This is a genomic window from Brucella sp. NBRC 12950 (assembly GCF_030268145.1).
Taxonomy (GTDB): Bacteria; Pseudomonadota; Alphaproteobacteria; order Rhizobiales; family Rhizobiaceae; genus Brucella.
The window spans coordinates 89,750-113,045 of sequence record NZ_BSQC01000006.1; the positions used below are offsets into that span (position 1 = coordinate 89,750).

Sequence of the window (23,296 nt, forward strand, 5' to 3'; positions counted from 1 at the left end):
CGGGAGGTTGCGACCTCCCAGAAACCAACCGTCGTATCGATGAAGTCCGCTCATCTCTGACCGCTGTGGTGGCCTTCATATCCCAAGATACGACGCGGCGAGTGCGGGCCCTACCACCGCACTCGCCGGAAAACCAGCAGGACACGACAGACCATCTGTGCGATTGTCCTGGAGATTTTTTGTAGCCAGTCCATCTTTGAAAAGAAAAGGATCAGCAATGTTCATCGCAATGAATCGATTCAAGGTTATCATCGGCAATGAAGCCGAGTTCGAAACCGTCTGGAGGAACCGCGATTCCCAGCTCGCCGAGCTTCCAGGCTTCGTAAGCTTCAACCTTCTTCGCGGCGCGACCAACGAGGAAGATGGCTACACGCTTTATTCTTCGCATACTGTCTGGAAAACGCGCGAAGATTTTGTCTTCTGGACCAAATCAGAGCAGTTCCGCAACGCACATCGCAATGCAGGCGACCGCAAGCCACTTTATGCCGGCCCACCTCAATTTGAGGGATTCGAGGCCGTTGAAGGCATTTGATCGCTCTTTTGAGTGTGTTTTCCACACGGTGCGGCGAAATGGCACATAAAGTTGAAACGGGGTCAAAATGGCCCCGTTTTGAATAGGTAAAAATGCTAATTAATGTTTAAAGATGGGCTGTTAACTCATATTTAGAATTATTCTAACTTATTGATTTTTAGAACGTTTCAAAAACATAAAATTTGACAGAACCACCCCACAAAAGCCATAACCTGACTTAATTCGGTGGGTTTTAAAAAGACTTATCGAAGTTTACCTTTGATGTTCGGGCCTTTAACCCCTGCAATTGGAGGAACCATTGTTCGGTTCAGAGTTGCGCCAAGCGCGCGTAGAAATAAATTTAACAGCTAATGGCTGTATTTCTGAGGCCTTCACAGGCAACGAACGGGTTTATTCCAACCGTATTGTGAATAATATACTTTCACATCGCATTGCAGATGCCGGAGTTTACTACTCATGCTAGTCTGCAGCTGCAATGTTATTACTGATAAAGATATCGAAGCCGTCGTCATACAACTTCTCGATGAAGATTGCTGGCGATTGATTGTCCCTGGCACCGTTTATAACGCCATGTCCAAGAGCGGCCGTTGCTGTGGCTGCTTCCCAAACGTCGTAGAAACCATCATAAGGGTTACCGAAGAATACCATCTTCGTCGCAACCATATGGACGAAAACGTCATCCAGTTCATGGATCGTGTACGTTCTCTACGAGAAAAATTCGGGAGTTCTTGGAATGAAAGGCGAACCAAAGGTCATCGAGCGGCTTAACGAGGCACTGTTTCTCGAGCTCGGCGCCGTCAACCAATACTGGCTGCACTATCGTTTGCTGAACGACTGGGGCTTCACGCGTCTTGCAAAGAAGGAACGCGAAGAATCCATCGAAGAAATGCAGCATGCTGACAAGCTGATCGACCGCATCATCTTCCTCGAAGGTCATCCAAACCTTCAGACGGTTGCTCCGCTGCGCATCGGCGAGAACGTCAAGGAAGTTCTGGAAGCCGATCTGGCTGGCGAATATGATGCACGTGCATCCTACAAGAAGTCGCGCGAAATTTGCGACGAACTCGGCGATTACGTTTCCAAGCAGCTTTTTGACGAACTGCTTGCTGACGAAGAAGGTCACATCGACTTCCTCGAAACGCAGCTCGATCTGCTCGCCAAGATTGGCGAAGAACGCTACGGTATGCTCAATGCAGCACCTGCCGACGCTGCTGAATAAAGTCGCCTGAATGAACGACCTTAAGCCGGGGCTATGCTCCGGCTTTTTGTTTAGGAAGGGGTTTTAGGACAGCTCGTGAGCGAATAGGCTTATCCCTACAAATTGAAGTCCATGGACGCTGCCAATGACCAATACAGCCATATCCATCCGTAAAGCCAAACAGGCTGATCTGTCGGCGATTGTTGCCATGCTTGCAGACGATGCACTTGGAGCAAAACGCGAAGATGCAAGCCGCCCATTGAACGCATGTTACATCGATGCCTTTCACGCCATAGAAAGCGATCCAAACCAGCTGCTTGCTGTGGTTGAACAAGATGAACAAGTTATCGGCTGCTTACAGCTCAGCTTCATTCCCGGCCTTTCGCGCAAGGGCATGTGGCGCGGGCAGATCGAGAGCGTGCGGATTGCAAGCAATATACGCGGTGGTGGCGTAGGCCGAAAAATGATTGCGTGGGCAATCGATAAATGCCGCGAACGTGGTTGCGGACTTGTGCAGTTGACGACCGATAAATCTCGCGCCGATGCCTTGCGTTTTTATCAATCGCTCGGTTTTTTTGACAGTCATGAAGGCATGAAACTGTCGCTTTAATGAATGCAACTAGTTACTTGATGTAAAAGAAAAAGGGCGCATCAAGCGCCCTTCCTTATTGGATCTTAAAACTGCTTATTGTGGCAGCTTGTCGTCAACGCCTGCGACGTAGAAATTCAGACCGAGCAAGGTCTTGTCGTCTGCCTGCTCGCCTTCCTTGAGCCACTCCGAACCGTCCTGCTTCTTGATAGGACCGGTAAATGGCTTGAAATCGCCCGACTTGATCTTGGCTTCGGTTTCTTCAGCCAGTTTCTTAACGTCGTCTGGCATGTTGGTGTAAGGCGCCATCTTGACGAGGCCTTCCTTCATTCCCCACCAGATGTTCTGCGTCTTCCAAGAACCGTCAAGCGCGGCCTTGGCGCGGTCGATATAATATGGACCCCAATCATCCACGATCGCGGTGAGCTGGGTTTCAGGGCCGAACTTGATCATGTCCGAAGCCTGACCGAATGCTTTGATGCCACGCTCATGCGCAACCTGGATCGGAGCAGTCGAATCGGTGTGCTGGGTCAGTATATCCACGCCCTGGTCGACCAGCGCCTTGGCAGCATCTGCTTCCTTGCCAGGATCGAACCATGAATTGACCCAGATGACCTTGACCTTGAAGTCAGGATTGACCGACTGAGCACCGAGCATGAATGCATTGATGCCCTGCACCACTTCCGGCACTGGAACCGAAGCGATATAGCCAGCAACACCCTTGGTCGACATTTTGGCAGCGATCACGCCCTGCACATAGCGGCCTTCGTAGAAGCGCGCATTGTAAGCAGATACGTTGTCAGCGGTCTTGTAGCCGGTTGCGTGTTCAAACTTCACATCCGGGAACTTGGCAGCAACCTTAATGGTTGGGTCCATATAACCGAAAGAAGTCGTGAAGATCAGCTTGTTGCCTGCACGAGCAAGACGCTCGATCGAACGCTCGGCATCCGCACCTTCCGGTACGTTTTCGAGGAAGGTCGTTTCAACCTTATCGCCAAGAGCTTCGATCATTTCCTTACGGGCCACATCGTGCTGATAGGTCCAGCCGAAATCTCCCGGAGGTCCGATATAGATGAAGCCAATTTTCAGCTTGTCTTCTGCATGTGCTGCCCCGCCAACCATAAAGCTGGCTGCAGTGGCAATCGCCAACAGCGTCTTTTTCATGTTCCCTGCACTCCTTGTTGTCACCCTCAAAACAAAACGGCAGGCCGTGGGAGCCGGTCTGCCGTTCAGAACTCATATTTACCTGTCCGGCACAAAAGGTTTGCCGAGCGACGCAGGCGTATTCATCATCGTCAGACGCCTGTTGCGCGAGATGATGACCAGAACCACAATGGTCGCGATGTAAGGCAAGGCCGAAAGGAACTGCGACGGAAGACCGAAACCAAGCGCCTGCGCATGAAGCTGGCCAATAGTTACGGCACCGAAGAGATAGGCGCCGATCAGAACACGCCATGGACGCCATGAGGCGAACACGACGAGCGCAAGTGCAATCCAGCCACGCCCTGCCGACATGTTCTCCACCCATTGAGGCACATAAACCAGTGACAGCTGCGCGCCCGCGAGCCCTGCACAAGCACCGCCAAACAGCACGGCGAGATAACGCGTGCGAACCACATGCACACCAAGCGCATGGGCTGAGCCGTGATTGTCACCGATAGCGCGCAATTGCAGGCCTGCTCTCGTGCGAAACAGGAACCATGTCACGCCAATCACCAGCAATATGGATATATAGAAAATCGGATCCTGCCCGAAGAGGAAGCGACCGACATAAGGAATATCGCTGAGATATGGGATACTGATCGCACCTAGACGCACGCCCGGCATACCGACGAAGCTTTCGCCCAACATGGCTGACGCACCAATGCCCAGAATAGTGAGCGCGAGACCTGTTGCTACCTGATTGGTCACAAGCGACAGTGTTAGAAAAGCGAAAATGCCCGAAAATAACGTGCCTACCAGAATGGCGGCAATCATGCCGAGCCACGCCGAACCGGTGAACTGCGCGGCAGCAAACCCCGAAACAGCACCCATCAGCATCATGCCTTCGACGCCAAGGTTCAAGACGCCGGAGCGTTCGACAACGAGTTCACCAATGGCTGCAATCAACAAAGGTGTTGCAGCAGTTGCGATGGTGAGGAGGATTGCCTGTGTCAAATCCATTGATCAGGCCTTTCCTGCTGAGCGACCCGCCACAAAGCGGATGCGATAGTGAATGAGCGTGTCGCAAGCGAGCACGAAAAACAGGATCATGCCCTGAAACACACGCGCTGACTTTTCGGAGATACCGATGGCAACCTGTGCCGCTTCGCCGCCAAGATATGAAAGTGCCAGCACGAAACCGGCTGCAATCGCACCAATCGGATTGAGCCTTCCAAGGAAGGCAACGATAATCGCCGTAAAGCCATATCCGGGTGAGATGACAGGGCGTAGCTGGCCGATGGCACCGGAGGTTTCGGCGATGCCTGCAAGGCCAGCCAGCGCGCCTGAAATTGCGAAGACAAAGAAGACCAGCTTACCGCGACTGAAACCTGCAAAGCGCCCTGCCCGTGGGCTTTGGCCTATAACCTTGACCTCAAAGCCTTTAAGCGTCTTGGCGAGCAGGAACCAGACCAGCACCGCAGCAACAATGGCAAAGATGAAGCCCCAATGGGCACGGCCCGATGCACTCCAGATTTCCGGCAAGACAGCACTTGGATTAAATTGGCGCGTTTCCGGGAAATTGTAGCCTTCCGGATTGCGCCATGGACCACGCACCAGCCAGTCGAGAAACAACTGCGCGACATAAACTAGCATCAGGCTGGTGAGAATTTCGTTGGTGTTGAAACGAACTTTCAGAAGCGCCGGGATGGACGCATAGGCAGCACCTCCTGCCATGCCCATCAGCATCATCAAAGGTAGCACGATCCATGTTTGCAGGTCAGGGAACATCACCGGCAGGATCGAACCGGTAATCGCGCCGATAATGAACTGGCCCTCAGCACCAATATTCCAGTTGTTTGACTGGAAACAAACACAAAGGCCAATAGCGATCAGAATAAGCGGCGTGGCCTTGACCAGAAGCTCATGCCACGACCAGACGTCAAACAGTGGTTCGATGAAGAAAACATAAAGCGCATGAAGTGGGTCTTTGCCCATCAATGCAAACGCGATACCACCAAAAATAAGCGTAAGCACCAAGGCCAGCAACGGCGAAACGGCGCTAAAGAGTTTTGAAGGCTGCGGTCGTTTTACGAGTTCAATACGCATCACGCTGCCCCCGCCTGATCCGAGCCGGAAACGCCGCCCATCAGAAGACCAATCTTTTCCAGCGTTACCTCTGCGATAGGCATGGGATGGGAAAGTGTGCCATGGTTCATCACGGCGATGCGGTCACTGATTTCAAGCAGCTCATCCAAATCCTGGCTAATCACAAGCACGGCTGACCCCGAGCGGGCAAGATCAACCAGCGCCTGCCGGATATGCGCTGCAGCGCCTGCATCCACGCCCCATGTCGGCTGATTGACGACCATTACAGAGGGTGAACGATCGAGCTCGCGTCCAATGATGAACTTCTGCAGATTACCGCCAGACAAGGCGGACGCTGGTGGATTTTCCGCGCTCTTGCGTACATCCATTGTTTGAATGATCCGCTTTGCGGCCGAGCGTAGTGCGCTTTCGGCAATAAGCTTCAAGCTGCCGCCGCGCATGAAAGCCTTTGCATCGGTCTTATAGCGTGAAAGGAAAAGATTTTCGGTCAGCGTCAGTGCTGGTACAGCGCCATGCCCAAGACGCTCTTCCGGCACAAAAGCTGCGCCCAACATGCGGCGCTCACTAATATCGAGTTTGCCAGCATCCGTGCTGCGAATGCGGACCGCCGACGGCGTAGATTGCAAAACCTCGCCCGAAATGGCTTCAAAGAACTCGCTCTGCCCGTTACCGGCGACGCCAGCAATGCCAACGACTTCACCGGCTTTGATGCTGAGCGAAATGTCTTTCAGTGCAGTCGAAAACGGGCCGCGCGGAGCTTGAGACAGGTTTTTGATTTCAAAAAGCGGCGCTGCCTGTATTTCTGAGGCTGCCATCGGGCTGCGTGCCACGACCTTGATGTCATTGCCGACCATCATGCGGGCAAGCGATGCAGCCGTTTCCTGTCTGGGATCACAATGCGCGACGACTTTGCCGTGACGCAGCACAGTGGCGCGGTCGCAAAGCCGTTTCACCTCTTCGAGGCGATGACTGATATAAAGGATCGACTTGCCTTCCGCCTTCAAACGCTCCAGCGTTTCAAACAGGCGGTCAGCTTCCTGCGGTGTAAGAACCGATGTCGGCTCGTCAAGAATGATGAGGTCCGGTTCCTGCAAAAGGCAACGCACAATCTCGATACGCTGGCGTTCGCCGACCGAGAGGTCACCGACATGGGCTTGCGGATCAATTGGAAGACCGTAAGCCTGCCCCACATCGCGCGCACGTTTGGCGACATCGGAAAGGGACAGCGAACCATCGAGCGACAGCGCAATATTTTCGGCAGCAGTGAGCGAGTCAAACAGCGAGAAATGCTGGAAAACCATGCCGATGCCGAGTTTTCTTGCCGTAGCTGGTTCGTTGATCGTTACCGGCTGACCTTTCCAGACGATCTCGCCCTCCAGAGGCTGGAGCGCGCCGAACAGCATTTTCACGAATGTGGATTTGCCAGCACCGTTTTCACCCAAAAGGGCGTGTATTTCCCCAGCTTCGATGACGAGATCTACCGCATCGCACGCTCTGAGTTGACCAAATACTTTAGTGAGCCGGCGGACATCCAAAAGAGGCCGGTCGGATAAAGGCGCTGACATTGTTCCCCAAGGTTATGTTTGAACGACCTTATCCAGCAAGTTCGTTCTTGAAAAGCCAAAAAGAAAACGGCGGAGGACATATGCACACCGCCGTTTCATTTCACGCAATTTATGATCCAAAAAGCCTCGCAACTTTTCGGGATCGTGCTCACAGCTTCTATATTACGGAAGCAGAATACTCGCACCCGTCGTCTTGCGCGCTTCGAGGTCTTCATGCGCCTTACGCACATCTTTTAGCGCATAGGTCTGGTTGATTTCGATCTTCACTGCACCACTTGCCACGACATCGAACAACTCGTTCGCCGTCTTCTCGAGTTCAGCACGCTTTGCAACATAATTAAACAGCGTCGGGCGGGTGGCAAAAAGCGAACCCTTCTGAGCAAGAAGATTGAGATCAAACGGAGGAATAACGCCGGAAGACTGGCCGAAGCAGGCAAACATGCCCAGCGGCTTCAGAACATCGAGCGAACCCATATAGGTGTCATGTCCCACAGAATCATAGACAACATTCACGCCCTCACCGCCGGTCAATTCCTTCACACGCTCAACGAAGTTTTCGGTGCGGTAATTGAAAACGTGGTCGTAGCCGTGCGCTTTGGCCAGAGCGATCTTCTCTTCTGATCCGGCTGTACCGATAACGGTTGCACCAAGATGTTTCGCCCATTGACCGGCAATAAGCCCGACGCCACCTGCTGCCGCATGAAACAGGATCGTGTGTCCCGGCTTCACAACAAAGGTCTGACGCAGAAGATATTGCGCCGTCATGCCCTTGAGCATCATGGCAGCAGCGGTTTTCAGCTCGATGCTATCAGGTACTTTAACAAGCCTGTCGGCAGGCAAAATGCGCTCTTCGGCATAGGAACCGGGCGTCGCTGCATAGGCAACCCGATCACCTACTTTGACGGTCTCGACGCCAGAGCCAACAGCCACAACAATGCCGGCACCCTCGTTGCCAGGGGTAAACGGCATCTGCGCCGCTTTATAAAGCCCCGTCCGGAAATAGACGTCGATGAAGTTCAGCCCAATGGCCTCATGGCGCACCTTGGCTTCGCCTACTCCTGGCTCACCAATCTCGATCTTTTCGTATTGCAGAACTTCCGGACCGCCCGTCTGGTGAACTCGAATAGCGTTGATCATGTTTCCTCAGCCTCTCTTCTTCGCTTCTGCAGCCTGTTCAGCCGCTATAACAGCAGCAGTTCGTCCAAGATTGGGGAAGAACTGCATGATTGCGCCGATGAAATAGATATATAGTCCCGTCACTGTGATGCCGACGCGCACCCAGAGTGGCGCATCAAGGGTATAATAAAGACCTGCAGCCCCAAAGGCACACCACAGTAAAAAGATCGTCAGATTGAGCGGGCGCAAACGCACCACACGCACTGGATGCAGGAAGCTGATCGGCAGGAAGGAAAGGATGGCCGACAGGACCACAATCGCGAAGGCTTCCCATTCCCCTGGCCGGACAATGAAGAGCGTAAACACCACCATATTCCAAACGACCGGGAAGCCCTTGAAGAAGTTTTCTTTCGTCTTCATGCCGGTGTCGGCATAGTAAATCGCGCTTGAAACCACAATAATTGCACCGGATATGAAAGACAGGTTCGTCCCCATGAATCCGCTTTGATAGAGCGCAAAGGCCGGGATCAGAACATAGGTCACATAGTCGATAATGTTGTCGAGCAACTCGCCCGACCAGTTCGGCAGCACATATTTGACTTCGAGCTTACGCGCAATTGGTCCATCGATGCCATCGACGAACAATGCAAGGCCAAGCCACCACCACATAGCGGTGTAGCGGCCATCACTTGCGGCCACGATTGACAGAAACGCCAGAAACGAACCGGACGCGGTGAGCAGATGAACAGAAAATGCCTTCGCCTGCGGCGCAGTCACTTTCTTGGCTTTGAGTTTTCCGGTTAGTTTGCTTTTCACGCCGTTTGCCATTTCTCTTGATCGCCGCCTTCAATCTTCCAACAAGGCGTGAGGCGGCAGATAAGACCTCCAACGCGAATGATCGGTGGAAGCCATGCTGTTGTACAAAGCTTTCCCCGAATAAGGCGAAAAGAGCAAGTAAGTCGTGAGACAAAACCGCCCTCATTCCACCAAAGATTGGGTTTTAGCTTATGCGACAATGGCCTTTGACCGCCATTTGCGATTAAGTGGCAACAAATACGACGCGATAAGAATCGCTTTGGGCCTGACGTTTCTGGCCAAGGATAGAGCACATGAATGACGTGGTTGTAGAAAAGCCCCTCACCGAAATCACAATCAGTGGCGGTGGCCCTGCTGGAATGATGGCAGCATTGGCCCTAAGCGCCAAAGGTTATCGCACGGCACTGCTTGGTCCGGAAACAGACAGAAACGACCGCCGCACCACAGCGCTGATGATGCCGGCTATCCGATTTCTTGAAAAAATCGGCGTTTGGAACGATATCACGCCCGAGGCTGCTCCTCTTGCTTCAATGCGGATTGTTGATGCCACTCAGCGTCTTATTCGAAGTCCCGCCGTAACATTCCGCGCAGGCGAAATCGATGAAACAGCCTTTGGATTCAACATTCCAAATGCAGCGCTGAACCAGAAGCTTGCGGGAGCCGTTGAAAACAACCCAGCGATCAAACGCATCACACAACCTGCAATCGAATATCGAAACAATGGCGATCACGTCACCATCACACTTGCAGGTGGTAATACACTGCATACGCGTCTGGTCGTGGCGGCTGATGGACGCAATTCCGCTGCCCGGGACGCCGCTGGTATTCGCACACGCCGCTGGAGCTATCCGCAGACCGCAGTGGTGCTTTCTTTCGCGCATGAAGTAGAGCATGAGAATATCTCAACTGAATTCCATACCGAAGAAGGCCCATTCACACAGGTTCCGCTCAAGGGAAAACGTTCGAGCCTCGTCTGGGTGGTTAATCCGGATCGCGCCGAAATGCTGCTCACACTCGATGACGCAGCCCTTGGTCAGCGTATTGAAAACATGATGCAATCCATGCTTGGCAAGGTGACTATTGATATCCGTCCGCAGGCGTGGCCGCTATCCGGAATGGTACCTCTTTCATTTGCATCAAAGCGCACCATCCTGATCGGCGAAGCAGCACATGTATTCCCTCCAATTGGCGCGCAAGGGCTTAATCTCGGTACACGCGATGTCGAAACACTGATCAGGGCCATTGCAAGCGATCCATCTGACCCCGGTTCGGACCGTGTGATCTACGCTTATGACCGTGGTCGTCGTCCTGATATTCTAGCCCGCACCGGCTCTGTGGATGCACTCAACCGTTCTCTGCTCTCACCCATGCTGCCAGCACAGATTGCACGCGGCGTTGGTCTGGAAATGCTGCGCTCTTTTGCGCCACTCCGCGCTTTCTTCATGCGTGAAGGCTTGCGTCCCGGTAGCGGTTTTTCTCAGCTCTTACCAAGGCTTCCGAACCTCCGTGATCGCGGGAAAAGTGCGACAAAATAATAAATCGCCTCAATAACCGAACCTGAAACCTCCCGCAGCTTTAATTCAGCGCGCGGTGAACTACATATGTCGTATGGGTATGGCACAGATAAAGCACGCTAAGTTTCAGATCGGACAGGTGGTCAAGCATCGGCTGTTTCCTTTCCGCGGGATCATTTTTGACGTTGATCCGGAATTTGCGAACACTGAGGAATGGTATGATTCTATCCCTGAAGAGGCTCGGCCGCGCCGCGATCAACCGTTTTATCATTTGCTGGCAGAAAACTCCGAGTCCGAATATGTGGCCTATGTCTCCGAGCAGAACCTCGTGCCGGACCTCAGCGATGAGCCGCTGCGTCATCCGCAGATCAGTGAAATGTTCGACAGGCTTGATAACGGGTCGTATCGTGTAAAACTGCACGCCAATTAAGCAAAATCTGGCATTTACACGGATTACTTAATTAAATGGACAAACAAAAAGGGCGCTAAAAAGCGCCCTTCTCGATTCATAGCAGCAGAGCAGCTTAGTTAGCCGCGCCCTTTGCCTTGGCCTGTTCAGCCTTCATCTTTTCTTCGAATTCCTTCTGGCGCTTTGCTACAGCGTCCTGAAGTTCCTTCTGGCGTTCTTCGAGTTCAGACTGCTTAAGCCCCGGGCCGGTAAGGGCTGCCGAGAAGCCGGTCAGAGCAACTGGAATAGGGTTCTGCTTGTTCTGATAGTTGACCGAGGTAAGCGTTACCTTGCTGCCCTTTTTGAGAGCATTGATCAGGTCCTCAGAAAGCGGAGCTTCCGCGATGCAGCGATCCGGAAAGCAAATGCCGTATTCGAGCTTGGTCGGCTTGTTGTTGTCGATCTGAAGACCAACGCCAGCAGGGATCAGGCGGCCGATTGGCACGGTAACCTGAAAGATCTTACGATTGATCTTGCCCTTGATCTCGATGAGGTTAACAGCGGTCAGCAACTGGCCGGAGTCTGCAGTGATAATGTTCTGCGTATTGCAGATGTCATTGTCTTCCTGCTTCGAGCAAACCTTGAACCAACCCTGAGGCGGCTGCTGTGCAGCTGCAGGCATCGTCGCGGAGGCAAGCAGGGCGAACGCGCCAGCAAATGCGGATGCGGCAGCGATTGTCTTCGTGCTGGTCATGATCAACAGGTTCCTTTCAACGCTATGATCTTCCGTCTCTGGTTGAGTCAGCGATAGACCGTCACTGATTAGAAAATGCGGCAACAGCGTGACCTTCGGGAATTAACATCCCATTCCGGGCGTCGTGTTACAACGACTTCTGATATGAATCCAGATGGTCGAAGCCATTCAACCAGCAAAATACGACATATTTTCTGTTTTAATCTACACTGTCGCGCGTCAGACACGCTGTTAATCCGCAAAAACTCAAGGTTCATGCTAATTTCGCCACACGAATCGATACTAAGATTTCACACTTATTTACAACGAACCTATTAAGTTGAACGGGAACCGAGAAAGTTGACTGGATTGTTTGCTATTTTCCGCAGCACAGCTTTAGCCAGCCTTATCGGCATTTGTGCCAGCATCGCTCCAGCGAGTGCCGAAAATCGTGCCGCACCAGATTATGCACTTTCGATGCATGGTGACGTGGCACTGCATGCTGATTTCAACAGTTTTCCTTATTCCAATCCCAACGCCCCAAAAGGCGGCACGCTGCGTATGGGCGTCGTCGGCACATTCGACAGCCTCAATCCCTTCGTTCTTAAAAGTATGCGTACAACCGCGCGGGCGCTTTTTAGCGACGCCGATTTTGGGAACTTGGTCTATGAAACGCTGATGCAGCGTTCGCGCGATGAACCTTTCACGCTTTACGGCTTGCTTGCTGAGAAGGTAGCAATCGACCCAGAACGAAAATGGGTCGAATTCACGCTTAATCCAAAAGCAAAATGGTCGGACGGTAAGCCGGTCACAGTTGACGACATCTTATTCACCTATGACATCCTTACCGAAAAAGGCCGTCCGCCGTACAATAACCGCATGAGCCGGATCGAGAAAATCGAAAAGACCGGCGAGCGCTCCGTGCGCTTTGTTTTCAATGACAAATCGGATCGCGAGTTTCCGATGCTGATTGCTGGAACGATGCCGGTGCTGCCCAAGCACGCTATTGATCCGGCGACATTTGGAAACTCGACACTCAAGCCTCCAGTGGGTAGCGGCCCTTACACCATCTCTGGCGTGCAGCCCGGTCAGCGCATCACTTATAAGCGCAATCCGGACTATTGGGGCAACGGCCTGCCAGTTCAGCACGGGCTGAATAACTTCGACACGATCTCGATTGAGTATTATCGCAACGAGACATCGCTGTTTGAATCCTTCAAGAAAGGCATTCTCGACGTATTCATCGATGCCAACCCGACGCGCTGGGAAAAGTCATACGACTTCCCTGCGGTCAAGGAGGGCAAAGTCGTTAAAGAAAACTTCGAGAAAGGAACGCCAGCAAATATGCTTGGCTTCGTCTTCAACACACGCCGTCCGGTATTCGAAGATCGTCGTGTCAGACAAGCACTCGGGCTTCTGTTCGATTTCGAATGGGCCAATCGCAATCTTTTTGCGGGTCAATATAAACGTCTCCAGAGCTTCTGGGAAGGCTCGGACCTGTCGTCGGTAGGCAAAGCTGCCGATGCGCGCGAGCGGGAGCTTCTCGCAGCTTTCCCTCATGCTGTTCGCAAGGATGTGCTGGAAGGTACATGGCATCCATCGACCACCGATGGCACCGGCCATGATCGCGGCCCGGCCAAGGAAGCTTATGAATTGCTCACGGATGCCGGCTTCTCGTTTGAGCATGGCAAGGCGATTGATCCATCTGGCAAGCAATTCCAGTTTGAAATCATGACGCGTTCGGCCGACGAGGAAAAGGTAGCGCTCGCCTATAAGCGCAACCTCGCCCGCCTGGGAATCGATGCCGAAATTCGCACCGCTGATGACGCACAGTATCAGCAACGTTTGCAGACTTTCGACTACGACATGATCCTCGGAGCCCTCACTGGCTCGTTATCACCAGGCAATGAGCAATGGATGCGTTGGGGTTCTGCATCTCGCGATGCACAAGGCAGCTTCAACTATCCCGGTGTTGCCGATCCAGCAGTCGATGCGATGATCGAAGCTATGCTTGCAGCGCGGGAGCGCGATGATTTTGTGAGTGCAGTGCGTGCTCTCGACCGCATTCTCATCTCCGGTGATTATTACATCCCGCTCTATTACCTGCCGTATCAGTGGGTAGCACGATGGGATCGGATCGGACATCCCGAGAAAACATCGCTTTACGGCTATCAGTTGCCATCCTGGTGGCAGGCGAGCAAGTAGACTGAGTTGGTCACGTCGTAATTCACCCAACATTTTTGATCTATAAAGATAAGCAAGTGGGAGGATAGGTCTCCTGCTTGGCGAACGGACGGAGCACCTTATGACCAAAAGAAAAATTACCATCGACGTTGTGTCTGATGTCGTTTGTCCATGGTGCTTTGTCGGCCGCAAACGGCTTGAACAGGCACTCGAATTAACGCCGGAGGTCGACGCGGAAGTTCGCTGGCGTCCTTATCAGCTCGATCCTTCTCTACCTGCTCAAGGCAAGGATCGTCAGACCTATATGCGCGAAAAATTCGGTACGGGCTCGAAAATTGACGATATTCACAAGCAACTAACAGAGCTTGGCGAAGAAAACGATATCGTTTTCGATTTTGAAGCCATTACGCGCGCGCCCAATACACTCGATGCGCACCGTCTGATCCATTGGGCTGCACAGGCCGGCCCCGGCCTTCAGGACAAGTTGGTTGGCAGACTGTTTTCGCTCTATTTCGAGCAGGGACAGGATATTGGTGATCATGAAGTGCTGGTTGATGCGGCAGCAAGCGTAGGTATGGAAGCGCCTATCGTTGCCCGCCTTCTGCAAAGCGAGGCCGATAAAGAGACAATCCGCGAAGAAATCGACACTGCAAACCGCATCGGCGTGCGCGGCGTTCCGTGTTTCATCATCGACCAGAAATATGCCGTCATGGGTGCGCAATCAGCCTCCGCTCTAGCTGACGCTATTCAGCAAACAGCGGAAGGCTTTGAGCCAGGCATTTCCGAAGACCGCTGATATTCGAATAAGAAACGAAAAAAGCCCGCTCGTTCACTCGAATGCGTGGGCTTTTTCTTTAAATATCAAGTAAATGTTTACATGCTTTCGTCGGATACTCGAACCAGAGTCCAGCACGGCTGCTTGGCAAATTCAAACTCCATATATTCGCCATTGTCGGTGCCTTTGATCACGACAACCTTATTGCCGTTTTCACCGTCTTTATACTCAGCCTGTGTTTTTCTTCCAGCCAAAGTTGCCACGTCCGGCATCACCGGCCATTCAACATCAGCAAGCGGAACTTCCTTGCTGACCTTCTTTGGCTCCGGGTCAGCTTCCATATCCAAGCTCTCAAAGATGACTGTCTGTGCCGTAGAAGCTTCCTGAATCGCAATTTCGTGGCTGAACCTCTTAACGAAGTGCTCAATCTCCTCAACCTTGCAATTGGGTGTGGTCAGAGCAAACGCCGATTGACAAATGAATAGGAGCGCAGCCGCAGCGCAGGAAACGTGCAAAGCATTCTTTAGCATCAAAGTTCTCTCCGTTTTAAACTTCAGAGCCTGGGGATGGCTCGGAACCCTCAGTGTTTAATGGATTACTGTTTAGCTTCCAGTAGAAATCTTGGCCAGTTGAGTCATAATGACAGCCGAGCCATTAAGACGCTTTTCGGGCGTTGCCCAGTCGCGAATGAAAACGATGCTCTGGTCTGGTCTGATCTTGGCCATGGAACCCTGCTCACCGATCATCTTCACCAGCCCTACCGGATTGTTGAAAGTTGCATTGCGGAACTGGATAACCACGCCCTTCGGACCAGCATCGAGCTTTTCGACATTGGCACGGCGGCAGAGGGCCTTAATGTAAACAATCTTGAGCAGATGCTGCACTTCTTCCGGCATTGGTCCGAAACGATCGATCAGCTCTGCGCCGAATGCATCGATTTCCTGCGGTTCTTCAAGGTCTGCAAGACGACGATACAGCCCAAGGCGCAATTGCAGATCCGGCACATAGGCTTCTGGAATCATCACAGCCGTACCGATTGCAATCTGCGGCGACCACTGACTATCTTCGACCTCAATGGTGCCCTTGAGGGTTGCAACTGCTTCTTCCAACATCTGCTGATAAAGCTCGAAGCCCACTTCCTTGATATGACCGGATTGTTCTTCACCAAGCAGATTGCCTGCCCCGCGAATATCCATGTCATGACTTGCAAGCTGGAAGCCCGCACCAAGTGTGTCAAGCGATTGTAGGACCTTGAGGCGGCGTTCGGCTGTCTGCGTCAGTGTGCGACCGGCAGGCAGTGTGAATAGCGCGAAAGCACGCTGCTTGGAGCGGCCAACACGCCCACGCAACTGATAAAGCTGTGCCAGACCGAACATATCGGCACGATGCACGATCATCGTATTGGCCGTCGGAATATCGAGGCCCGATTCCACGATGGTCGTCGACAGCAGCACATCATACTGCCCGTCATAAAAAGCATTCATAATGTCGTCGAGCAAACCCGGTGCCATCTGGCCATGTGCCACGGCCACTTTCAGTTCCGGCACATGATCCTTCAGGAATTCCTCGATTTCTGTGAGATCGGCAATGCGCGGGCAAACATAGAAACTCTGGCCACCACGATAGCGTTCGCGCAGCAATGTTTCACGGATCACCAGCGGATCAAACGGCGATACGAAGGTGCGCACAGCCATTCGATCGACTGGCGGCGTCGTAATAAGCGAAAGCTCACGCACGCCCGTCAATGCCAGCTGCAATGTGCGCGGGATTGGCGTTGCGGAAAGGGTTAGGACGTGAATATCCGACTTCAGTTCCTTGAGCCGCTCTTTGTGCTTCACGCCAAAATGCTGCTCTTCATCAATGATGAGTAGGCCGAGATTTCTGATCTTGATGGAGTTACCCAAGAGCGCATGGGTGCCAACGACAATATCGACAGTGCCGTCTTCAAGGCCCTTCTTGGTGGCGGCCAGCTCTTTGGTGCCGACGAGACGCGACGCGTGAGCGACATTGACCGGCAAACCATGGAAGCGCGTCGAAAAAGTCTTGAAATGCTGACGTGATAGAAGCGTGGTCGGTACGACGACAGCTACCTGAAAGCCACTCAACGCCGCAACAAAAGCAGCGCGCAATGCAACTTCTGTTTTGCCGAAGCCAACGTCGCCGCAGATGAGGCGATCCATCGGCTTGCCTGCACCCAGATCGTCCGTGATGGCATCAATGGCGCGCAGCTGATCTTCGGTTTCATCGTAAGGGAAACGCGCTGCGAATTCCGCGTAAAGGCCTTCAGGCGGCTGCATTACTGGTGCGCCACGCATTTGTCGCTCGGCTGCAATCTGGATCAGATGACCGGCAATCTCAAGCAGGCGTTTTTTGAGCTTGGCCTTGCGCATCTGCCAGGCGCCGCCGCCAAGCTTATCAAGAATGGCTTCCGAACCTTCCGACCCAAAACGAGAGAGCAGCTCGATATTTTCAACTGGCAGGAACAGCCGATCATCGCCCGCATAGTGAATCTCAAGACAATCATGCGGTGCACCCGCTGCCGTGATTGTCTTGAGACCTATGAAGCGACCAATACCGTGATCGACGTGGACCACGATATCGCCAGCCGAAAGCGAAGCGGCTTCCGAAATGAAATCCTGATCGCGCTTCCGGCGCTTGGAACGTCGGATAAGGCGGTCGCCTAGAATATCCTGCTCAGCCACGACAACCAGATCACCTGCGTCAAAGCCGCTTTCGACCGCGAGAACCGCAGCCGTGATCTTGTCACGCGATAGCGCCTTCACGGTTGATAGACGATCTACGGTTTCGATTTTTTCAAGGCCATGCTCATCCAGCACCTGCAGGAGGCGGTCGAGCGAACCTTCCGACCATGCCGCCACCAGCACTTTTTTGCCAGCCACGCGCAGATCGGCGATATATTTCACCGCCGCTTCAAACAGGTTCACATCGGTCGCAGCGCGCTCTTCCGCAAAACTGCGACCTTTATGAACATCAGCATGAACAACCGTGCGGCCTGAGACTTCTGGTGTGCCGAACGGTGTCAGATCAATGCGCAGACCATTCGTTTCTGCAATTGCTTCAACTTCGCGTGGCGTCAGATAAAGCGCTTCCGGCTTAACCGGCTTATACGGCACGGCATCGGTGCCAGGTTCTTTGCCTTCTGACTGTCGCAAACGCGACTCAAAATGATCGACGACCATCGTATGACGCTCGGTCAGCGCTTCATGCACCAGATGATCGAACACCACCGGCATGTCGCCCGTATGGTCAAATACGGTTTCGAGATTGTCATAGAACAGCGGCAGCCAGTGTTCCATACCGGCAAAGCGACGCCCTTCGCTGATCGCCTGATAAAGCGCATCATCGCGCTGTGGTGCGCCAAACATCGCCACGTAATTCTTGCGGAAACGGCTGATCATATCCGGCGAGAGCGAAATTTCGCTCATAGGCTGAAGCACGAATTCCTTGCGCGCGCCTGTGGTGCGCTGCGATGCCGGATCAAACGCGCGTATTGTTTCAAGTGTGTCGCCAAAGAAATCAAGACGTAGAGGTTCTTCTGAACCCGGCGCATACAGATCAAGAATGCCACCGCGCACAGCATATTCGCCAATGTCACGCACAGTCGAGACACGCTCAAAGCCGTTACGCTCAAGCCGCGCACTCAGATCATTCATATTGAGCTGATTACCGGGGCGTGCGGAAATCACCTGCTCGGCGATTGCGGCCTGCGGTGGCAGCTTTTGCAGAATGGCGTTGGCAGTGGTGATAATGACAGCTGGATGCGGCGTTTTCTTGAGTGATGCCAAGGCAGCGAGTGCCGCAAGCCTGCGCGCCGATGCATCAGCCCCCGGCGACACACGATCATATGGCAGACAGTCCCATGCTGGCAGATGCAGTACAGGAAGATCGGGCGAAACAAAGTTCAGCACCTGTTCCAGATCAGCAATGCGCTGTCCATCGCGCACAATATACAAGACAGGCCCGCGTTCTCCGATCTCTTCGACCAGACGCGCAAGACAAAAAGCCTCGAAACCATCGGCTACGCCGTCGATAACGATATGCTTGCCATTTTTAACGCTTGGGCCGGTTTTAAGACCAAATTTGCTGAATACGGGCATGGGGATTTATTCTCAGAATTCTATGCGGTCGCGGAAAGCGATAATGTCTCGGAATAAAGGTGTATCGTATTCCTGTGGTGTTTCGCTTTCGCCTGTCACCCACTTCAAAAGATCTCGGTCGAGCACCTCAAGAATTTGCTCAAACTCATCCAACTGTGCATCGGTGAAGTCTGGAAGATATTGATCGGCATATTGACCAAGGATCAGATCCATCTCGCGCATACCGCGATGCCAGGCGCGGAACAGAAGCTTGCGACGCCTTACATCAAGATTCCCTGCCGCAAGTGTGCTGCCAGTCATTGTTTAAGCGCTCCATTAATAAATATGTTGCCGGTATATAGCATCTGTTGGCGATGAGGGAACCTGTTTCCTCAATAAGAACAAAAATAGTACAAAACCATTTCAAAGGCTTGCACAGAAAAGCAAAGCAGTTAATGCTCCCCGCCATGCGTCCGTCTGTGCTCGATCCGTTTTTCGCTTCCGTCCGCTCACTTTCCGGCATTGGCCCAAAAGTGGCAGCTTTGCTTGGCAAACTTTTAGGCACAGACGTGCCAGGAGCTGAGCCAAAAGTTGGCCAGCTTCTCTTGCTGCCGCCTCACAGTGTGATCGACCGGCGCAATCGCCCTGGGGTAGCCTTTGCGCAAGAAGGCGCGATTGTCACGCTTGAGGTGATGGTCGATCAGCATCAGCCAGCACCGCGTGGACGCGGCAATGTCCCACATCGCGTGATTGCGCATGATGATACTGGCGAAATCATCCTCACATTCTTTCATGCGCAATTGCCTTGGCTTGAAAAGATGCTGCCCGAAGGCGAAACTGTAATCGTTTCTGGCAAGGTCGAATGGTTCAACGGGCGTGCCTCGATGGTACATCCGGATTATATCGCAAGCCTTGAAGATGCAGCCAATCTGCCCATGGTCGAACCCGTCTATCCGCTGACGGCTGGGCTTTCTTCCAAAACGCTTGGCCGCGCCATGAAAGAAGCTCTGACACGCGTGCCGGTGCTGCCCGAGTGGATTGACGGGCCGCTGATTGCGCGTGAGCGTTTCACCGCTTTCAAAGACGCACTCAACACGATGCATCTGCCGGAAGACCCCAGCGATATTGCGCTTGAAAGCATCACCCGGCGCAGACTGGCTTATGACGAGTTTCTGGCGGGACAGTTGGCGCTGGCTCTCGTGCGTGCCAAAACACGCCGCCTTTCAGGGCGTCCGCTGGAAGGCAATGGCCGCATCCTTGCTGAAATCATGCGCCATCTCCCCTATAAACTGACAGGGAGCCAGGATCAGGCGGTTCGCGAAATCATCACCGATCTTAAATCGCCTGAGCGTATGCTTCGCCTGCTACAAGGCGATGTCGGCTCAGGTAAGACGGTTGTTGGCCTTTTATCGATGGCACATGCTGCGGAATCTGGTGGTCAGTCTGCCCTGATGGCGCCTACAGAAGTACTGGCACGACAGCATTTTGCGACCATTGCACCTTTGGCGGAAAAAGTCGGGCTGAGAGCCGCCCTTCTTACGGGTCGTGAAAAAGGCAAAGAACGTAATGTCGTGCTTGAGGGCCTGAAAAACGGGGAAGTCGATATAGTCATAGGTACCCATGCGCTATTTCAGGAGAAGGTCGAGTATCACGATCTCGTCTTCGTGATCATCGACGAACAGCATCGGTTCGGCGTGCATCAGCGCCTGATGCTGACGGCGAAGGGCACCGCCCCGGATATGCTTGTGATGACGGCAACGCCTATTCCACGCACACTGGTACTGACCGCATTTGGCGATATGGATGTATCAAAGCTCACTGAAAAACCCGCTGGACGCCGTCCGATCACCACGGCAATTCTGCCAATGGAGCGTATGGGCGAGCTTGTGGAGCGCATTCGAAAAGCCGTTCACGAAGGACAAAAAATCTACTGGATTTGCCCGCTCGTGGAGGAATCTGAAGTGGTTGATCTAACTTCCGCCGAAGAACGCTTTGAATCGCTCAAGTCTGTTTTTGGCGGGAAGATTGGTCTCATTCATGGCCGCATGAGTGGTGCTGAAAAAGACGAAGCCATGCGTGCATTCAAACAGGGAGAGACACGGTTGCTAGTCGCCACCACAGTCATCGAGGTTGGCGTCGACGTACCGGATGCAACGATTATTGTAATCGAACATGCTGAACGTTTCGGCCTATCCCAATTGCACCAGCTGCGTGGGCGCGTTGGACGTGGTGACAAACCATCCACCTGTATGCTGCTATATAAAGGCCCGCTTGGTGAGATCGGACAGGCGCGCCTCAAAGTGATGCGTGAGACGGAAGACGGTTTTCGCATTGCCGAAGAAGACCTGAAACTGCGTGGTGAAGGCGAGTTGCTTGGCACAAGGCAATCGGGCACGCCCGGCTTCCGGCTTGCTTCGATTGAGGCACACGCAGACTTGCTTGAAACCGCCCGCAAGGATGCCCGTTATGTACTGACCTGTGACCCCGATCTTGTTAGCGAGCGTGGAAAAGCACTTCGTATTCTGCTCTATCTTTTCGGTCGCGATGAGGCAATCCGCCTGCTCCGAGCAGGATAGCAAACAAAAAGGGCCGCATCGTTGCGGCCCTTTTATTTATCTATCAAAATAAATCAATAAGACGCTGTTTTTATTCTATTCTACGGTCACCGACTTTGCGAGATTACGTGGTTGATCGACATCTGTACCCATCAAAATTGCAGTGTGATAAGCGAGCATCTGGATCGGCAGAGCATAGACCAGGGGCGTGATAAACTCAGGCACATCCGGCAGAACAATGGTCGCCATCGTATCAAGGCTCGCCGCAGCAGCACCCTTTTTGTCGGTGATCAGAATGATGCGACCGCCGCGTGCTGCCACTTCTTGCATATTGGAAACGGTCTTCTCGTAAAGACGGTCCGACGGTGCAATGACAATGACCGGCATGGTCTCGTCAATGAGTGCGATGGGCCCGTGTTTGAGTTCGCCAGCCGCATAGCCTTCTGCGTGAATGTAGGAAATTTCCTTAAGCTTCAGCGCACCTTCCATAGCGAGCGGGAAGGATGTTCCCCTGCCGAGATAAAGTACATGATTAACCTTTGCCAGTTCATGGCAGACGGCAGCAATCTGATCTTCAAGCTTGAGAACCTGATTGATGAAACGTGGAGCTTCCGAAAGCTGACGCACAAGTTCCTGTTCGCGCTTGTCGTCAATCGCACCGCGCGCTTTCGCAGCTGCAATCACCAGTGACGCCATGGTCGAAAGCTGACAAGTGAAAGCCTTGGTCGATGCAACACCGATTTCAGGACCGGCAAGCGTCGGGAACACGGCGTCCGATTCACGCGCAATGGTCGAACCCGTTACATTGACTACAGAAGCAATTTTCAGGCCCTGAGACTTGCAATAGCGCAGCGATGCAAGCGTATCAGCCGTTTCTCCCGACTGTGAAACGAACATAGCGAGCGATTCTTTTGAGAGCGGCATTTCGCGGTAGCGGAATTCCGAAGCAATATCGCTATCGACCGGCAGGCGGGCGATTTGCTCGAACCAGTATTTGCCCACCGAAGCTGCATAGAAAGCCGTGCCGCAGGCAGAGATCGTCAGACGATCAATCTTGCTAAAATCAATATTGACTGCTTCCTGACGCACCTTGCCGGTGGTGAAGTCGAGATAGTTGGCAAGCGTGTGCGAAATCACTTCCGGCTGCTCAAACATCTCTTTCTGCATAAAGTGGCGATGATTGCCCTTAGAGACCAGCATGTTCGCGGTCTGTGACTTCTGGATCGCGCGTTCAACCTCTACATTGTTCTCATCATAGACGGTCACACCCTTGCGGGTCAGAACAGCCCAGTCGCCATCTTCGAGATAGGCAATCGTGTCCGTGAACGGTGACAGCGCGATAGCGTCAGAACCAAGGAACATTTCGCCTTCGCCGTATCCAACGGCGAGTGGCGGTCCCTGACGCGCACCAATCAGGGTTTCTTCATCGCCTTCAAATAGGAAAGCGAGAGCAAATGCGCCCTGTAGCTTGGGTAGGCAATCGCGAACGGCTTCAACCGGCGACTTGCCTTTTTCCAGTTCGCGCGTAACGAGATGCGCGACAGCTTCGGTATCGGTTTCTGTCTCGAACTTGTAGCCTTCCGTTTCAAGCATCGTGCGCAGTTCGGCAAAATTTTCGATAATGCCGTTATGAACAACGGCCAGTCGAGACGTAATATGCGGATGCGCGTTGCGCTCAACAGGCTTGCCATGCGTAGCCCAACGCGTATGGCCAATGCCAATGACGCCTGGAAGCGGCTCGCCAGCCAGACGCTTCTCCAGATTGACCAGTTTGCCTTCCGCGCGACGGCGATCCAGCTTGCCATCCAAAAGTGTGGCAATACCGGCTGAATCATAACCGCGATATTCAAGCCGCTTCAGCGCATCAACCAGACGCGGCGCGACTTCGTCATTGCCGATAATGCCGATAATTCCACACATAGGGTGCTCCAGATCCGAGATTCACGCATTTAATTGCGATTTAAAGATTCTAACGCCGAACGGCA

20 protein-coding genes are annotated in these 23,296 nt (G+C 53.0%); 9 read left to right on the forward strand and 11 right to left on the reverse strand.

The features are described from left to right. Positions 1–217: 217 nt before the first annotated feature. The 4 genes from hmuQ (at position 218) to QSJ70_RS11720 (ending at position 2,340) form a co-directional block, all read left to right on the forward strand. Positions 218–532: a heme-degrading protein HmuQ gene (gene hmuQ, locus QSJ70_RS11705; protein ID WP_215778652.1), complete on the forward strand. Its 315-nt coding sequence runs from the start codon at positions 218–220 to the stop codon at positions 530–532. A 456-nt stretch (positions 533–988) separates the two neighbouring features. Next, the gene (locus QSJ70_RS11710; RefSeq protein ID WP_083898663.1) at positions 989–1,300 is read left to right on the forward strand and encodes a (2Fe-2S)-binding protein; all 312 of its coding nucleotides are present in this window, start codon (positions 989–991) and stop codon (positions 1,298–1,300) included. Next, on the forward strand, positions 1,266–1,751 hold the full coding sequence (bfr, locus tag QSJ70_RS11715) for a bacterioferritin (RefSeq protein WP_215778650.1): 486 nt from the start codon (positions 1,266–1,268) through the stop codon (positions 1,749–1,751). Before QSJ70_RS11710 ends, bfr begins: the two co-directional genes overlap by 35 nt. A gap of 124 nt (positions 1,752–1,875) precedes the next feature. Next, a complete protein-coding gene (locus QSJ70_RS11720; RefSeq protein WP_285536578.1) occupies positions 1,876–2,340 on the forward strand; it encodes a GNAT family N-acetyltransferase in 465 nt (154 codons plus the stop codon). A gap of 75 nt (positions 2,341–2,415) precedes the next feature. On the opposite strand, the gene QSJ70_RS11725 is transcribed toward QSJ70_RS11720, so the two are convergent. The 6 genes from QSJ70_RS11725 to pcsA form a co-directional block, all read right to left on the reverse strand. Further along, positions 2,416–3,483, reverse strand: a complete 1,068-nt coding sequence (locus QSJ70_RS11725) for a BMP family ABC transporter substrate-binding protein (protein ID WP_079212987.1) — start codon at positions 3,481–3,483, stop codon at positions 2,416–2,418. 78 nt (positions 3,484–3,561) lie between these two features. Further along, on the reverse strand, positions 3,562–4,482 hold the full coding sequence (locus QSJ70_RS11730) for an ABC transporter permease (protein WP_064321619.1): 921 nt from the start codon (positions 4,480–4,482) through the stop codon (positions 3,562–3,564). A gap of 3 nt (positions 4,483–4,485) precedes the next feature. Continuing rightward, the gene (locus tag QSJ70_RS11735) at positions 4,486–5,568 is read right to left on the reverse strand and encodes an ABC transporter permease (RefSeq protein WP_215778644.1); all 1,083 of its coding nucleotides are present in this window, start codon (positions 5,566–5,568) and stop codon (positions 4,486–4,488) included. After that, positions 5,568–7,133, reverse strand: coding sequence for an ABC transporter ATP-binding protein (locus QSJ70_RS11740; protein ID WP_285536581.1), 1,566 nt, complete (start codon positions 7,131–7,133; stop codon positions 5,568–5,570). Before QSJ70_RS11740 ends, QSJ70_RS11735 begins: the two co-directional genes overlap by 1 nt. A gap of 162 nt (positions 7,134–7,295) precedes the next feature. After that, entirely contained in the window at positions 7,296–8,270 is a 975-nt protein-coding gene (locus tag QSJ70_RS11745) for a quinone oxidoreductase family protein (RefSeq protein ID WP_285536582.1), read from the reverse strand. A 6-nt stretch (positions 8,271–8,276) separates the two neighbouring features. Further along, a complete protein-coding gene (gene pcsA / locus QSJ70_RS11750; RefSeq protein WP_007878870.1) occupies positions 8,277–9,077 on the reverse strand; it encodes a phosphatidylcholine synthase in 801 nt (266 codons plus the stop codon). Between the two features lie 281 nt (positions 9,078–9,358). Here pcsA and QSJ70_RS11755 point away from each other — a divergent pair, with 281 nt between their 5' ends. Continuing rightward, entirely contained in the window at positions 9,359–10,600 is a 1,242-nt protein-coding gene (locus QSJ70_RS11755) for a UbiH/UbiF family hydroxylase (RefSeq protein WP_285536583.1), read from the forward strand. 73 nt (positions 10,601–10,673) lie between these two features. Further along, on the forward strand, positions 10,674–11,009 hold the full coding sequence (gene hspQ / locus QSJ70_RS11760) for a heat shock protein HspQ (protein WP_215778637.1): 336 nt from the start codon (positions 10,674–10,676) through the stop codon (positions 11,007–11,009). Between the two features lie 94 nt (positions 11,010–11,103). Here the strand turns inward: hspQ and QSJ70_RS11765 are convergent, their stop codons facing one another. Beyond that, positions 11,104–11,721 carry an invasion associated locus B family protein gene (locus tag QSJ70_RS11765; protein WP_215778635.1) on the reverse strand — a complete coding sequence of 206 codons (618 nt, stop codon included), beginning with the start codon at positions 11,719–11,721 and terminating at the stop codon, positions 11,104–11,106. A 348-nt stretch (positions 11,722–12,069) separates the two neighbouring features. On the opposite strand from QSJ70_RS11765, the gene QSJ70_RS11770 reads away from it, so the two are divergent. Both QSJ70_RS11770 and QSJ70_RS11775 read left to right on the forward strand, forming a co-directional pair. Further along, entirely contained in the window at positions 12,070–13,905 is a 1,836-nt protein-coding gene (locus QSJ70_RS11770) for an extracellular solute-binding protein (protein ID WP_502871681.1), read from the forward strand. Positions 13,906–14,005: 100 nt separating this feature from the next. Further along, positions 14,006–14,680 (forward strand): DsbA family oxidoreductase, encoded by a 675-nt coding sequence (locus QSJ70_RS11775; protein WP_215778634.1) that lies wholly within the window; start codon positions 14,006–14,008, stop codon positions 14,678–14,680. A 77-nt stretch (positions 14,681–14,757) separates the two neighbouring features. Here the strand turns inward: QSJ70_RS11775 and QSJ70_RS11780 are convergent, their stop codons facing one another. The 3 genes from QSJ70_RS11780 to QSJ70_RS11790 all read right to left on the reverse strand — a co-directional run bounded on the left by QSJ70_RS11780 (position 14,758) and on the right by QSJ70_RS11790 (position 19,077). Next, positions 14,758–15,189 carry a hypothetical protein gene (locus tag QSJ70_RS11780; RefSeq protein WP_215778632.1) on the reverse strand — a complete coding sequence of 144 codons (432 nt, stop codon included), beginning with the start codon at positions 15,187–15,189 and terminating at the stop codon, positions 14,758–14,760. Between the two features lie 72 nt (positions 15,190–15,261). Further along, entirely contained in the window at positions 15,262–18,777 is a 3,516-nt protein-coding gene (gene mfd, locus QSJ70_RS11785) for a transcription-repair coupling factor (RefSeq protein ID WP_285536586.1), read from the reverse strand. Between the two features lie 12 nt (positions 18,778–18,789). Further along, positions 18,790–19,077 (reverse strand): FAD assembly factor SdhE, encoded by a 288-nt coding sequence (locus QSJ70_RS11790; RefSeq protein ID WP_064321612.1) that lies wholly within the window; start codon positions 19,075–19,077, stop codon positions 18,790–18,792. A gap of 134 nt (positions 19,078–19,211) precedes the next feature. On the opposite strand from QSJ70_RS11790, the gene recG reads away from it, so the two are divergent. Beyond that, positions 19,212–21,332, forward strand: a complete 2,121-nt coding sequence (recG, locus tag QSJ70_RS11795) for an ATP-dependent DNA helicase RecG (RefSeq protein ID WP_285536590.1) — start codon at positions 19,212–19,214, stop codon at positions 21,330–21,332. A gap of 75 nt (positions 21,333–21,407) precedes the next feature. On the opposite strand, the gene glmS is transcribed toward recG, so the two are convergent. Beyond that, positions 21,408–23,231 (reverse strand): glutamine--fructose-6-phosphate transaminase (isomerizing), encoded by a 1,824-nt coding sequence (glmS, locus tag QSJ70_RS11800; RefSeq protein WP_215778626.1) that lies wholly within the window; start codon positions 23,229–23,231, stop codon positions 21,408–21,410. Between the last annotated feature and the right edge of the window lie 65 nt (positions 23,232–23,296).

Bases quoted from the DNA above. Each gene is read 5' to 3' on its own strand.
- hmuQ (WP_215778652.1), top strand. From the start codon at position 218: ATGTTCATCGCAATGAATCGATTCAAGGTTATCATCGGCAATGAAGCC.
- QSJ70_RS11710 (WP_083898663.1), top strand. From the start codon at position 989: ATGCTAGTCTGCAGCTGCAATGTTATTACTGATAAAGATATCGAAGCC.
- bfr (WP_215778650.1), top strand. From the start codon at position 1,266: ATGAAAGGCGAACCAAAGGTCATCGAGCGGCTTAACGAGGCACTGTTT.
- QSJ70_RS11720 (WP_285536578.1), top strand. From the start codon at position 1,876: ATGACCAATACAGCCATATCCATCCGTAAAGCCAAACAGGCTGATCTG.
- QSJ70_RS11725 (WP_079212987.1), bottom strand. From the start codon at position 3,483: ATGAAAAAGACGCTGTTGGCGATTGCCACTGCAGCCAGCTTTATGGTT.
- QSJ70_RS11730 (WP_064321619.1), bottom strand. From the start codon at position 4,482: ATGGATTTGACACAGGCAATCCTCCTCACCATCGCAACTGCTGCAACA.
- QSJ70_RS11735 (WP_215778644.1), bottom strand. From the start codon at position 5,568: ATGCGTATTGAACTCGTAAAACGACCGCAGCCTTCAAAACTCTTTAGC.
- QSJ70_RS11740 (WP_285536581.1), bottom strand. From the start codon at position 7,133: ATGTCAGCGCCTTTATCCGACCGGCCTCTTTTGGATGTCCGCCGGCTC.
- QSJ70_RS11745 (WP_285536582.1), bottom strand. From the start codon at position 8,270: ATGATCAACGCTATTCGAGTTCACCAGACGGGCGGTCCGGAAGTTCTG.
- pcsA (WP_007878870.1), bottom strand. From the start codon at position 9,077: ATGGCAAACGGCGTGAAAAGCAAACTAACCGGAAAACTCAAAGCCAAG.
- QSJ70_RS11755 (WP_285536583.1), top strand. From the start codon at position 9,359: ATGAATGACGTGGTTGTAGAAAAGCCCCTCACCGAAATCACAATCAGT.
- hspQ (WP_215778637.1), top strand. From the start codon at position 10,674: ATGGGTATGGCACAGATAAAGCACGCTAAGTTTCAGATCGGACAGGTG.
- QSJ70_RS11765 (WP_215778635.1), bottom strand. From the start codon at position 11,721: ATGACCAGCACGAAGACAATCGCTGCCGCATCCGCATTTGCTGGCGCG.
- QSJ70_RS11775 (WP_215778634.1), top strand. From the start codon at position 14,006: ATGACCAAAAGAAAAATTACCATCGACGTTGTGTCTGATGTCGTTTGT.
- QSJ70_RS11780 (WP_215778632.1), bottom strand. From the start codon at position 15,189: ATGCTAAAGAATGCTTTGCACGTTTCCTGCGCTGCGGCTGCGCTCCTA.
- mfd (WP_285536586.1), bottom strand. From the start codon at position 18,777: ATGCCCGTATTCAGCAAATTTGGTCTTAAAACCGGCCCAAGCGTTAAA.
- QSJ70_RS11790 (WP_064321612.1), bottom strand. From the start codon at position 19,077: ATGACTGGCAGCACACTTGCGGCAGGGAATCTTGATGTAAGGCGTCGC.
- recG (WP_285536590.1), top strand. From the start codon at position 19,212: ATGCTCCCCGCCATGCGTCCGTCTGTGCTCGATCCGTTTTTCGCTTCC.
- glmS (WP_215778626.1), bottom strand. From the start codon at position 23,231: ATGTGTGGAATTATCGGCATTATCGGCAATGACGAAGTCGCGCCGCGT.